At 70.3% G+C, this 12,075-nt stretch carries 11 protein-coding genes; 3 read left to right on the forward strand and 8 right to left on the reverse strand.

Annotation, left to right across the window (positions count from 1 at the left end):
• Positions 1-135: 135 nt before the first annotated feature.
• From ACQY5G_RS05915 to mobA, 3 genes are read left to right on the forward strand one after another with little or no spacing between them, the layout of a single operon-like run.
• Positions 136-2,424 carry a DUF5916 domain-containing protein gene (locus ACQY5G_RS05915; protein WP_428277915.1) on the forward strand — a complete coding sequence of 763 codons (2,289 nt, stop codon included), beginning with the start codon at positions 136-138 and terminating at the stop codon, positions 2,422-2,424.
• Positions 2,425-2,466: 42 nt separating this feature from the next.
• Positions 2,467-2,910, forward strand: coding sequence for an arsenate reductase ArsC (locus ACQY5G_RS05920; RefSeq protein WP_428277917.1), 444 nt, complete (start codon positions 2,467-2,469; stop codon positions 2,908-2,910).
• Positions 2,907-3,614, forward strand: coding sequence for a molybdenum cofactor guanylyltransferase (gene mobA, locus ACQY5G_RS05925; protein WP_428277919.1), 708 nt, complete (start codon positions 2,907-2,909; stop codon positions 3,612-3,614). Before ACQY5G_RS05920 ends, mobA begins: the two co-directional genes overlap by 4 nt.
• On the opposite strand, the gene ACQY5G_RS05930 is transcribed toward mobA, so the two are convergent.
• Genes ACQY5G_RS05930 through ACQY5G_RS05965 form a run of 8 tightly spaced genes read right to left on the reverse strand, consistent with a single transcriptional unit; the run spans position 3,611 to position 11,954 of the window.
• Positions 3,611-4,837, reverse strand: a complete 1,227-nt coding sequence (locus tag ACQY5G_RS05930; protein WP_428277921.1) for a kynureninase — start codon at positions 4,835-4,837, stop codon at positions 3,611-3,613. The two genes, mobA and ACQY5G_RS05930, sit on opposite strands and share 4 nt — an antisense overlap.
• Positions 4,834-5,637, reverse strand: a complete 804-nt coding sequence (locus ACQY5G_RS05935) for a tryptophan 2,3-dioxygenase (RefSeq protein WP_428277923.1) — start codon at positions 5,635-5,637, stop codon at positions 4,834-4,836. The genes ACQY5G_RS05930 and ACQY5G_RS05935 overlap by 4 nt, the downstream gene beginning before the upstream one ends.
• Positions 5,638-5,661: 24 nt before the next feature.
• The gene (locus ACQY5G_RS05940) at positions 5,662-7,914 is read right to left on the reverse strand and encodes an FAD-dependent monooxygenase (RefSeq protein ID WP_428277925.1); all 2,253 of its coding nucleotides are present in this window, start codon (positions 7,912-7,914) and stop codon (positions 5,662-5,664) included.
• A gap of 50 nt (positions 7,915-7,964) precedes the next feature.
• The gene (locus ACQY5G_RS05945; RefSeq protein WP_428277927.1) at positions 7,965-9,125 is read right to left on the reverse strand and encodes an acyl-CoA dehydrogenase family protein; all 1,161 of its coding nucleotides are present in this window, start codon (positions 9,123-9,125) and stop codon (positions 7,965-7,967) included.
• Entirely contained in the window at positions 9,122-9,922 is an 801-nt protein-coding gene (locus ACQY5G_RS05950; RefSeq protein ID WP_428277929.1) for an enoyl-CoA hydratase family protein, read from the reverse strand. Before ACQY5G_RS05950 ends, ACQY5G_RS05945 begins: the two co-directional genes overlap by 4 nt.
• Before the next feature lie 31 nt (positions 9,923-9,953).
• Positions 9,954-10,388 (reverse strand): RidA family protein, encoded by a 435-nt coding sequence (locus tag ACQY5G_RS05955; protein WP_428277931.1) that lies wholly within the window; start codon positions 10,386-10,388, stop codon positions 9,954-9,956.
• A 19-nt stretch (positions 10,389-10,407) separates the two neighbouring features.
• Entirely contained in the window at positions 10,408-11,190 is a 783-nt protein-coding gene (locus tag ACQY5G_RS05960; protein WP_428277933.1) for an SDR family NAD(P)-dependent oxidoreductase, read from the reverse strand.
• On the reverse strand, positions 11,187-11,954 hold the full coding sequence (locus ACQY5G_RS05965) for a creatininase family protein (protein WP_428277935.1): 768 nt from the start codon (positions 11,952-11,954) through the stop codon (positions 11,187-11,189). The genes ACQY5G_RS05960 and ACQY5G_RS05965 overlap by 4 nt, the downstream gene beginning before the upstream one ends.
• Positions 11,955-12,075: the final 121 nt, after the last annotated feature.

Below are 12,075 nucleotides of genomic sequence, written 5' to 3' on the forward strand. Positions count from 1 at the left end.
GCAGTCGTGATTGAACAGTGTCCATATATCTGAACATAGCGTTGGACGGCTCTGCGTTGCAACCGCCCGTAGTCGGTACGTGTTACGTTTCTCGACTTGGTGCGCTCAGGTCCATCCTTCCAAGGTGTTCATCATATGAGTTTCCGAAGAAACCACGGGCTGCCAGCCGGCCGTCGACTCGGCCTCGGGATCGCCTGTCTCATCGGCCTGTTCGTGCCGGCGACGGAGTTGCGTGCACAGGACGGTCCGGGGCAGGGCGAGCCGGAAGGGCCGCCGCCCTCTCCGCTGGAAGGCTTGGCGGTCCGTACGGGGCAGGCTCCCGTCATCGATGGAGTCCTCGACGATGCGGCCTGGAGCGGGGCGCCGGTGATGACGGACTTCGTCCAGCGCGAGCCGTTCGACGGGCAGCCCGCGTCGGAGCGCACCGAGGTGCGGATGGTGTTCGACGACGAGGCCATCTACGTCGGGATCTGGGCTCTCGACGAGGATCCGGCGGCGATCATCCCCGGGGACAGGATCCGGGACGCGGAGGTTTCCGAGGCCGACCACATCCTGCTTGCCTTCGACACCTACCACGACTTCCAGAACGCGTTCGTCTTCGGGACGACCCCGGCGGGCATCGAGTACGACGGACAGGTCGCCAACGAAGGCCGCGGCGGCGGTTTCTTCCTGGGGGGCGGTTTCAACACCCAGCGGCGAATGCAGTCCGGGGCCGGCGGGGGCTTCAACAAGAACTGGGATGGCTCCTGGAATGTCGCGACGAGCCGCGACGGCGAGGGTTGGTACGCGGAGTTCCGGATTCCCTTCAACACGCTCCGCTACGGGACCGACCCGACCTGGGGCTTCAACGTCTCCCGCCAGATCCGGCGAAGGAACGAGGAGTCCTTCTGGTCCGCGGTCCCCCGCGAGTTCAACCTCTACCGGCTCAACTACGCGGGCCACCTGACGGGGCTCGAGGCTCCCTTCCGGCGCCTCGGCTCCTTCACGCCGTACATGCTGGGCTCGACGGCGCGGGACTACGCGGGCGGGCAGACGGCGTTCGACCAGGATTACGAGTTCGGCGGCGAGGCCAAGCTCCAGCTGACGCGGGGCGTGACGCTCGACGCGACGTACAACACGGACTTCGCGCAGGTGGAGGTGGACGACCAGCAGGTCAACCTCACGCGCTTCAGCCTGCTCTTCCCCGAGAAGCGGCCCTTCTTTCTCGAGAACGCGGGATTCTTCGCGGTCGGGGGCGGCGGGGCGGATCTCTTCTTCAGCCGCCGCATCGGGATCGCCAACGGCCGGCAGGTCCCGATCACCGGCGGGGCCCGCGTGTCGGGGCGCGCGGCCGGATTCAACGTCGGGATGCTTCACATCGGGACGGACGGGGTCGACGGCGTCCAGGGTGCGAACGCGTACTCGGTCGCCCGCGTGGCGCGTGAACTGCCGAACCGGTCGCGGATCGGCGGCGCCTTCATCAACCGGGACGGGAGCGCTTCCGGCGACTACAACCGGACGTACGCGGTGGATGGCCAGCTGGGGCTGGGAGAGGCGTGGACGCTGACGGCGTGGACGGCGAAGACGACGACGCCCGGCCTGACGACGGCGGACCAGGCGTTCGACGCGACCTTCGGTCTCACGACCCGCAAGTGGCGGGGGAACGTCCAGTACCAGCACTTCGGCGAGAACTTCAACCCCGAGGTGGGCTTCCTGCGGCGGACGGGCCACCAGTACTACCAGCTCTTCCTGATGCACAACATCCACCCGGACGAGACCTTCCGCGAGATCCGCCCGCACGTCTCCTACTACACCTTCCGGAGCGACAAGACGGGGGTGGCGCCGGGGTTCGAGGAGTCGGCGCGGCTCCACATCGACACGCACTGGGAGTTCAACGACGGGATGGAGGCCCACACGGGCATGAACTGGGTCCGGGAAGGGCTGTACGAGCCGTTCCGGTTCCCCGGCTCGGATCTCACGGTGCCCGAGGGGACATACGACGGGTGGGAGACGCAGCTGCGCTTCTGGACGAACGAGTCGGCGAAGGTGTCCTTCCGCAGCGGGGCGAACATCGGCTCGTTCCTGTCGGGTTCGCGACGGAGCCTGAACGGGACGCTGACGCTGCGGCCGGGTTCCTCGTTCAGCACGTCGATTCGGCTCGACTACAACAACCTCACGCTGAAGGAGGGGAACTACGTGGCGACGCTGGCCGGCGTGAACTTCGGGTACTTCTTCACGCCGCGGATCTACCTGCAGTCGCTCGTTCAGTACTCGACCCAGCTCGACACCTTCTCCGCCAACGTGCGGTTCGGATGGCTCAACACGGCCGGGACCGGCCTCTTCATCGTCTACAACGACATCCAGGGGATCCAGGATCTGCACGGGCCGCAGGGCCGCTCGCTGATCGTCAAGTTCAGCCGGCAGTTCAACGTCCTCGGCGGCTGAGCGCCGCGGGCGCGAGCGGGGATCGGTGCGGCGGACCTGAGCATGACGCGGCCTCGGCTCCTCTTCGTCTGCGTGGAGAACTCCTGCCGCAGCCAGATGGCGGAGGCGTTCGCCCGCATGCTGGCGGGCGGGCGCGTCGAGGCCGTGAGCGGAGGGTCGCGCCCTTCCGGAGTCGTTAATCCGAAGGCGATCGAGTCCATGGCGGAGTGGGGCTACGATCTCGGCGTCCACCGGTCGGAGGGGCTGGACGACGTGCCGCCCGGCCCGTTCGATGCGGTCGTCACCATGGGGTGCGGCGACGCGTGTCCGCACGTGCCCGCCCGGCGGCGGGAGGACTGGGCGGTGAGGGATCCGAAGGACCTTCCGGCGGAGGAGTTCCGCGCGGTGCGGGATGACATCCGCCGGCGGGTGGCCGCGCTGCTGTCGGATCTCGGCGTGGCGCCCCGGGCGGAGGCGGCGGGCCCCGGAGGGCCTGCCCGGGCGTGAGCGGGACGGACAGGTCGCTCGTGGTCGTGGCCGGCGGGCGTTCGCGCCGCCTCGGCCGCAACAAGCCGCTGGTCGAGATCGACGGTCGCACGGTGCTGTCGCGGATCCTGGAAGCCACGGCGCATATCGCGGACGCGGTTCTGGCGGTGCGCGAAGTGCCGCCCTTCGAGCGGGCCCTCGCCGCGGAAGGCTGGGAGCCCGGCAGGGGAAGCGCGGGGCCGCCCGGCTCGGTCACGCTCCGCGGCCCGAAAGGCCGTGCCCTCCTCGTCGTGCCCGACCCGGTGTCCGACCTCGGCCCGCTCGCCGGCGTGGCCTCCGGGCTGGGCGCGGCGCACGGTGCGATCTGCGTCGTGCTGGCGGGCGACCTCCCCTTCGTCACGCCGGATCTCGTCGACGGCCTGAGCGGCGAACTCGCGAACGACGCGGAGGCGGACGCCGTCGTGCCGCTTGCCCGCGGCCGGGCCCAGCCGCTGTGCGCCGCCTATCGGCGAGAGGTCGGCCGGCTGGCCGCGCGGCTCGTGGCGCGCCCCGCCACGTCGGTGGACCCGTCTCCCTCGATGATGAGCTTCCTGGAGCGCTTGCGGGTGCGATACGTCTCGGCCGAACAACTCGCCCGCATCGGCGACCTCGAGACGATGGTCCGCGGCGTGGACAGCCGGGCGGACCTGGAGTGGGCCGAGCGGCGCGCCGCCCGATCCGACTAGCCCGGCGCCCGCTGGAACCCGGCCGCGACCTCTCCCAGGGCGGCGACCGCGTCGTCCAGTTGCCGGTCGCTGAGATAGGGGGCCGGACCCAGCCGCAGCAGGTCGTCGCGGTAGTCCGTGGCCACGCCCCGGGCCGCGAGGGCCTCGTGGAAGTCCCGTGCCCGCGGCGTCCGGAGCGCGAGGAAGCCGCCCACCGCCTCCGGCGGCGTCTCCCGGTCGCGGTCCACGAGTTCCGGGTCCGCGTCGAGCCCGTCGAATCCTCGCGCGAGACGATCCATCTGGTGCCGGCTCACCGCGCGCAGGAAGTCGGGAGCAAGTCCCCGCTCCCGGAAGAAGTCGAACACCTCGGCCGCCCGGTAGTGACTCGTTGGATCGTACGTGCTGCCCGCGAACCGCTCCGCTCCCGATCCGTAGCTCACCCGCCCCTCGTCCTCCGCCTCGTGCAGCGCCGAGAACTCCGCGAACCACCCCGTGACGGCGGGGCGCAGCCGGCAATCCGGGGGTACCCGCAGGAAGCAGTTCCCCTCGCCGAGCTGGCAGTACTTGTACCCGCCCCCCACGACGAACGCGCCTTCGAGTCCGAGGCTCGAGAGGTCGAAGGGGATCGCGTTCAGCGCGTGATAGGCGTCCACGAGGAGATGGGCCCCCACGCGTTCGCAGGACTCCGCAACGCGGTCGAGCCCGCCGACGATGCGGGCGTCACGGTAGAGAACGGCGGAGACGAGCACGCCCGCCGTCTCGTCGTCCGTCGCGAGACGGAGCCGCTCGGAGAGCGAGTCGATCGGGTCCACTGGCACGCGAACGATGGCGAGTCCCTCCTCCTCCAGCCGGTCGAGCTGGCGCCGGATGGAGTGGAACTCCCCCGCGGTCGTCACGAGACGCGGCCGCGCGCGCAGCGGCAGGGCGGAGAGAAAGCGGACCACGAGTTCGTGCGTGTTCGAGCCCAGGGCGCAGTCCCCGTCGTCCGGGCGCTCCGGACGTCCGAGGAGTTCGGCGTACCCGGCGCGGACCCGGTTCCCGCGCGCGAACGCCTCCTCCCACTTCCCGTCCACGAGCCGGGCGGCGTCCTCCCAGGCCCGGAGCTGTCCCTCGAAGCCGCAGTCGGGCCACGCCTGGTGCGAATGTCCCGTGAGGAGCAGCCGCTCCGCGACCCGGAAGCGGGAATAGTGCGGAGCGAGCGCGTTCGGCTCCCGGTACAGATCCTCCGGCGCGAAGCTCGTCACAGGTCCGTGCGGATTGCCCACAGGTCGGGGAAAACGGGGCGGTTCAGCGACGTCCGCAGATAGGCTGCGCCGCCGGTCTGGCCGGTCCCGGGCCGCGCCCCGATCGTGCGCTCCACCATCTTCACGTGCCGGTAGCGCCATTCCTGGAGTCCCTCGTCGAGGTCCACGAACCGCTCGCACAGCTGGACGAGCTGCGGGTCCTCCCGGTAAAGCCGGATGAGGGCGGCCCGCACGCCCGCGGACGGCTCGGTCGGCGCCGTGACATCCCGCTCCAGGTCCTCCGCCGGGATCGCGTACCCGCGCGCGTGGAGGAACCGGAGGAAGGCGGCCCACAGCGACGGCTCCCCGTAGCGGGATTCGAGCCGCCGGCGCGCGTCGCTTCCGGCCGGGTAGCGGTCGAACACGTCCGTCCGCTTGTGGCCGAGAATGAATTCGAGTTCCCGGAACTGGTACGACTGCAGTCCGCTCGCCTCTTCCAGCCGCTGCCGGAACGCGAGGAACTCCAGCGGCCGCATCGTTTCGAGGATGTCGAGTTGATGGACCTGGACCTTCAGGATCGTGAGGATGCGCCCCATGGTGTGCAGCAGCCGCGGCATGTCGTCCGCACCCATCCGGTCGCGCGCGAACGCGAGTTCGTGCAGCAGCTGCTTGAACCACAGCTCGTACACCTGGTGGATGATGATGAACAGCATCTCATCGTGCTCGGGGTCCCCGTCCTCGCCCGACTGCTCCCGCTGGAGCGACAGCAACTCGTCGAGGTGCAGGTATCCGGCATAGGTCAGGTATTTGCCGTGCGCCATGAATCTCCCTTCGGCGGCCGGTCCTCAGTACCCCCACTCGAAGCGCGGCGTGTAGCCATCCAGCGACGAATACTGCGGAGGCCAGGGGATCGGCGCCCCTGAAGCGTAGGCTGCGTGCCGGGTCCAGTATGGGTCCCAGAGGTGTGCGCGGGCGAGACAGCAGAGGTCCGCGCGCCCCGCCGCGAGGATCGTGTTCACGTCCATGAAGGAGGAGATGTTGCCCACGGCCATGGTCGCGATCCCCGCCTCGTGCCGGATGCGGTCCGAGAAGGGGGTCTGGTACTGGCGGCCGTAGGCCGGCTCCTGCCAGGGGACGGTCTGCCCCGCCGAGACGTCGATGATGTCCACGCCCGCCTCCTTCAGGCGGTGCGCGACCTCGACGGCCGTCTCCGCCGTCATCCCGCCCTCCGCCCAGTCCACCGCGGAGATCCGGACGGAAATCGGCTTCTCCGCCGGCCACGCGGATCGCACCGCCGCGAGCACCTCGAGCGGGAAGCGAAGGCGTCCGTCCACGTCTCCCCCGTACTCGTCCTCACGGAGGTTCGTGAGGGGAGAGATGAAGCTGGCCAGCAGGTAGCCGTGTGCGAAGTGGATCTCCAGCAGGTCGAACCCGGCTTCCTCCGACATCTCCGCCGCGCGGCGGAACTCGGCCGTCACCCGATCCATGTCCCGCCGCGTCATCTCGCGCGGGACCGGGCTGTGCTCGAACCAGGGCACGGGGGAAGCGGCCATGATCGGCCAGCCGCCCTCTTCGAGCGGTTCGTTGTCCCCCTCCCAGGACAGCCGCGTGGACGCCTTCCGGCCCGCGTGGCCGAGCTGCATCCCGATCGCCGCGTCGGAGTGGCGGTGCACGAAATCGACGATCCGCTTCCACGCGCCCACATGCGCGGGAGCGTACATTCCCGTGCAGCCCAAGGAGATACGGCCTTCGCGGCTCACGTCCGTCATCTCCGACATCACGAGTCCGGCCCCGCCGATCGCACGGCTGCCGAGGTTCACCAGGTGCCAGTCGTCCGGCGTCCCGTCCTCCGCCGAGTACTGGCACATCGCCGAGACGACGACCCGGTTCTTCAACTCGAGTTCCCGGAGACGGAACGGGGCGAGGAGGGGAGGGGGAGCCGGGCCGCGCTCGACGCTCCCGGGGGGAGATCCTCCGGCCCCCGCCGCGGCGCCCGCCAAGGCACGCTTCGCGAACCAGCGGTCGACGCGCGCGGTGAACTCCGGGTCGCGCAGCGCGAGGTTGGAGTGGGTGATCCGGAGGCTGCGCGTGATGAGGTTGAAGGCGAACTGCACGGGTTCCGTCTCCAGGAAACGCTCCGTGCCCTCGAACCATTCGAGACTCGCCTGGGCCGCCCTCTGCACGCTCTCGACCTCGGGCCGGCGGGCCGTCTCGTAGGCCTCCAGCGCGGGAGCGACGGCGAGATCGTGGGCGAGGAGCGACTCGTGGAGCGAGATCGCGTCGATCATCGCGAGCCGGGTGCCCGACCCGATGGAGAAGTGGGCCGAGTGCGCGGCGTCGCCGACGAGCACGATGTTGCCGTGGCGCCACGACCGGTTCCGCACGGTCGGGAAGCCCCGCCAGATCGAGCGGTTCGCGATGAGTCGATGGGAGTCCAGTTCCTCGCGGAAGGTGTCCTCGAGGAAGGCGACGGTCTCCTCTTCGGACGCGGCGTCCATGCCGGCGGCGCGCCACGTCGCCTCGGTCGCCTCGACGATGAAGGTGGAGACGGCTTCCTCCCCGTCGCCGCCGGGCCTGTACTGGTACGCGTGCACGCGCCATAGACCGTGCTCGGTCTCCCGAAAATGGAAGGTGAAGGCGGGGAAGGGCTTCGTCGTGCCGAGCCACACGAACCGGTTCGGACGGAGATCGACGCGGGGGCCGAACGCGCCGGCGTATCGGTCCCGCATGCGGCTGTTCACTCCATCGGCGGCGAGGACGAGATCGGCGCCGGCACAGGCCTCCTCCGACTCGACCTCCACGCCGCACCTCAGATCGACGCCGAGTTCGCGCGCTCGCGACTCCAGAATCTCGAGGAGGGTGGTGCGGGAGAGGCCGCTGAACCCGTGTCCGGTCGACGTGAGCCGGTGGCCCCGGTAGTGGATGTCGATGTCGTCCCAGTGGTGGAACGACCGTGTGATCGCCTCGTAGCTCTCACGGTCCGCCGCGGCGAGTTCCTCCAGCGTGGCGTCGGAGAACACGACCCCGAATCCGTAGGTATCGCCGGGGCGGTTGCGCTCGAGGACGATGACGTCGTGCGCCGGGCCCGAGCGCTTCATCAGGATCGCGAAGTACAGGCCGGCAGGCCCGCCTCCGACGCAGACGATCCTCAGGGGTCGCCCTCGTCGCGCGCGGCGTCGAACAGATGGCGCGCGATGATGAGACGCTGGATCTCCGTCGCGCCCTCGTAGATGCGGAGGGCCCTCACGGAGCGGTAGAGCCGGTCGACCGGGTGGTCCGCCAGCACGCCCCGTCCGCCGAGGATCTGCACGGCGTCGTCCACCACCCCCTGCGCGATCTCGGTCGCGAAGGACTTGGCCATCGCGGCTTCGAGGTCGGTGCGGTCCGCCCCGCCGTCGCGCTCCCACGCCGCCCGATACACGAGGAGCCGGGCGGCGGTGAGGTCCGTGCCCATGCGTCCCACCTTCTCCTGCGTGATCTGGAAATCGGCGAGCGCCCGCCCGAACTGCCGGCGCGAGAGGGCGTGGTGGAGCGCCTCGTGAAGCGCGCGGCCCGCCATCCCGCACGCCGCGGCTCCGACGGTGGGGCGGAGACGGTCGAGCGTCGCGAGCCCGAGCTTGTACCCTTCGCCCTCGCCTCCGACACGGGCCTCGGCCGGCAGTCGGCAGTCCTCCAGCGCGATCTCGCCCAGCGGGTGGGGGTCGGCCATCACGAGCGGCCGCACGAAGCGGAACCCCTTCGTGTCGGCCGGTAGGAGGAAGGCCGAGATCCCTCCCACGCCCTCGCCGGGGTCGGTGACCGCGAACAGGAGATAGAAATCCGCGATCCCCGCGTTCGAGATGAAGGTCTTCACGCCGTTGAGGACGTAATCGTTCCCGTCCCGGACGGCGGTCGTGCGCATGGCGGCGACGTCGGATCCCGCCTCCGGCTCGCTCATCGCGAAGGCGGCCACGGCTCGCCCCCGGACGGCGCGGTCGAGCCACAGTCGCCGCTGCCTCTCGTCGCCGGCCAGTGCGATCGGGGTCGAGCCCAACGCCTGGAGTGCGAACATCGCGTCCGCGAGCGGCGAGTAGAAGGCGAGCGTCTCGCGGATCACCGAACAGGCCCGGAAGTCCTGCCGGGCGATCGCTTTCAGCCAGCCGCCCCGCCCGAGGGACGCGCAGATCTCCCGTGCGTACCGCCGGGCGAGATCATCGTCGTCCCGATGCGCGTGTTCGGCGAACTCCGCGGCCGCATAGCGCCCGAGGCCCTCCCCGAGTTCGAAGTGCCCCGGTTCGAGAAAGGCGCGGACGGGATGGAGGTCGATCACGAGAATACCGCCGCCCGCTTCTCGACGAAGGCCCGGAAGCCCTCGCGGAAGTTCGGGTCCTCCATGCAGGCGGCCTGCAGACGGGCCTCCTCGGCGAGCGCGTCGCGCAGCGTCATGTGCGCCTCCCTCTCCAGAGCGCGCTTGGTGACGGACAGCGCGGAAGAAGGTCCCGCCGCCAGCCGCGCCGCCCACTCGGTTCCCGCGGCGAGCGCTTCGCCAGCGGGTACGACACGATTGTACAGTCCGAGACGAAGCGCCTCCCGCGCGTCGAGAAAATCGCCCGTCATCAGAAGCTCCGTCGCCCGCCCGAGACCGATGATTCGCGGCAGGAGCCAGGCGATGCCCATGTCGGCGCCCGAAAGCCCGACGCGGGTGAACAGGTAGGCGATCTTCGCGGATTCCGCCGCGATCCGCACATCGCAGGCGGTCGCGATCACGGCCCCGGCCCCCGCCACCGTTCCGTTCAGGGCGCCGACGACGGGTCTGCCGCACTCCCGCATGGCGGCGATCAGGTCGCACGTCATCCGCGTGAATTCCAGCAGTTCGCCGGAGTCCATCTCGAGGAGCGGTCCGATGATGTCCCGCACATCTCCGCCCGTGCAGAAGGCGGCGCCGGCCCCCGTGATCACGACCGCGCGGACCCCCGGCTCCCGGTCGAGCGCGCGGAACGTGTTTCGGAGTTCGTCGTAGACCTCGAAGGTCAGGGCGTTGCGCCGTTCGGGACGGTTCAGCGTGATCGTCGCGACGGAGGTCGCGGCATCGACCTCGTACAGGAATGAAGTCGGGTTCAGAGGCACGGCGCGCTTCCTTCCAGGGAGTGATGCGGCGTCACGGCACGACGGCGGTCGCCTCGATCTCGACCTGCGCGCCGACATCGACGAGCCCGCTGACCTCGACGAGCGACATGGCGGGATAGTGCCGGCCCAGCCGGGCGCGCCACGCCGCCCCGAGTTCGGAACGCGCGTCCCGGTAGGCGGCGAGATCCGTAACGTAGATGGTCATGCGTCCGATGTGCGAAGGTTCTCCGCCGGCCGCCCGGACGACCGCCAGCACGCGATCGAGCGCGAGCGTGAACTGTGCGGCGAAGTCCGCGGTCTCGAGGTCTCCCCCCGGTCCGGCCGCGGTTTGCCCGGCGACGAACAGCACTCGGCCCTCGCGAGGCGCGAGGAGTCCGTGATTCCAGCCCCGCGGCTTGCCCAGCGCGGCCGGATTCAGGACCTCGAACGGGTCGGTGCGGGCATCGGCCCCGCCATCGGCGCTCAAGCGGGCGTTCCCCGACACGTCACTGGAGGGCCGATGTGGCGCCGCCGTCCAGCACGACGGTCTGGCCGTTGATGCTCAGCGCTTCCTCTTCGCACAGGAACGCGATGGACGCGGCGACCTCCCCGGGAGCGATGAGCCGCCGCTGCGGCGTCGTCGCAAGGATCGCGTCGAGGGCGTCCGTCTCTTCCATGTCCGTTCGCTTCACGATGTTCTCTATCGTCGCATCCGTCATCGGCGTGTCGACGTAGCCGGGACAGACCGCGTTCACCGTGACCCCGGCTCCGGCCACTTCGGCCGCGGCGGAGCGCGTGAGGCCGAGGAGCGCGTGCTTCGACGCGGCGTAGCCCCCCATGTAGCGCCCTCCCCGCAGCGCGGCGATCGAGGCCACGTTCACGATCCGGCCCCAGCCGCGTTCCACCATGCCCGGCAGCACGCCCTGCATCGCGAGGAGCGCGCCGGTTGCGTTGATGCGCCACAGCCGTTCCCATTCCTCGAGCGCGAGCTTCACGACCGGGGCGGAACTCGCCACGCCGGCATTGTTCACGAGGATGTCCACGGCTCCGAGCCGATCCGCCGCCTCGCGGCACAGGGCCTCCACGCTCGCCGGGTCCGACACGTCGCACGTCGCCGCCCACGCCTCTCCGCCACCGTCCCGAAGCTCGGCGGCGACGGCTTCGATCTCGGGCGTGCTCCGCGCCGCGAGAACCAGCCGGACGCCCCGATCCGCCAGCGTCCGTGCGGCCGCGGCGCCGATGCCGCGTCCCCCGCCCGTGATGAGAGCGCCACGTCCGGCGAGACTCACGACTCCTTCTCCTCTCCCAGGGCTTCTCCCACCGCTTCCGCGAGGATGTCTCCGAGCGTCTCAATGGTAGCACGTCCCTCTTCCGCCGTCGCCTGCGACGGGTAGCCGAAATAGGCTCGCGTCCCCCCAGCTTCGACGAAGTCTCGGAGTCCGGCCCCGATCGCGGCGGAGAGGGAGACCGGATTGTCCTCCAGCTCGCGCATGATTTCCTTGCGCACGCGCCCGGGGCGGCGGGCGAGAACGATCGAACCCTCGTACTGCCCGGCGTGACAGGCCCCGCTCCGGAACTCCTCCGTCAGCCGGCTTCCCCACGGCCGACGCGTGACGTCCGGAAAGACGACGCGAATGGCGTCCCCCTCGCCGACCGCCGCGGCCGCTGCCCGAAGCGCCTCGAGGTGAGCGGGGTCGAAGTGTGCGTTCGCGATCGCCAGCGTAGCGATCCCGGCCCGGCCCAGGCTGGCGGCGATGTCGACGACGAGGGCGGTGAACGTCGCGGTCCCGATATCGATGGTGCCGGGGAAGCTCGCGGCGAAGGCGGCGGGCGTGTACCGGAGGCCGTCGAGGAGCACGGTCTCCAGACCGCGAGCCGAGAGTCGCCGGGCGCCGGCTTCCGCCATCGCTTCCGCGATGATGACGTCGGTGTCGAGAGGCAGATGGGGGCCGTGCGCTTCGGTGGCTCCCACGGGCAGGATGGCGACCGTTCGATCGAGGTCGAGCGCCCCGACCTCCTCCCACGTGAGGTCCGAAAGCCTGTGCAGAGTCATGGAATCTCGCTACGCCGTGCCGGTGAGGGGCGCAAGGCCGGGAGGATCGCGTCGGTTGTAGAGGCGCCGGGCCGCGCATACCGTGCGAGACCCGGCCCTGACCCCGGACCGCCCCGGACGA

It is taken from the genome of Candidatus Palauibacter sp. (genome assembly GCF_965261555.1).
Classification (GTDB): domain Bacteria; phylum Gemmatimonadota; class Gemmatimonadetes; order Palauibacterales; family Palauibacteraceae; genus Palauibacter.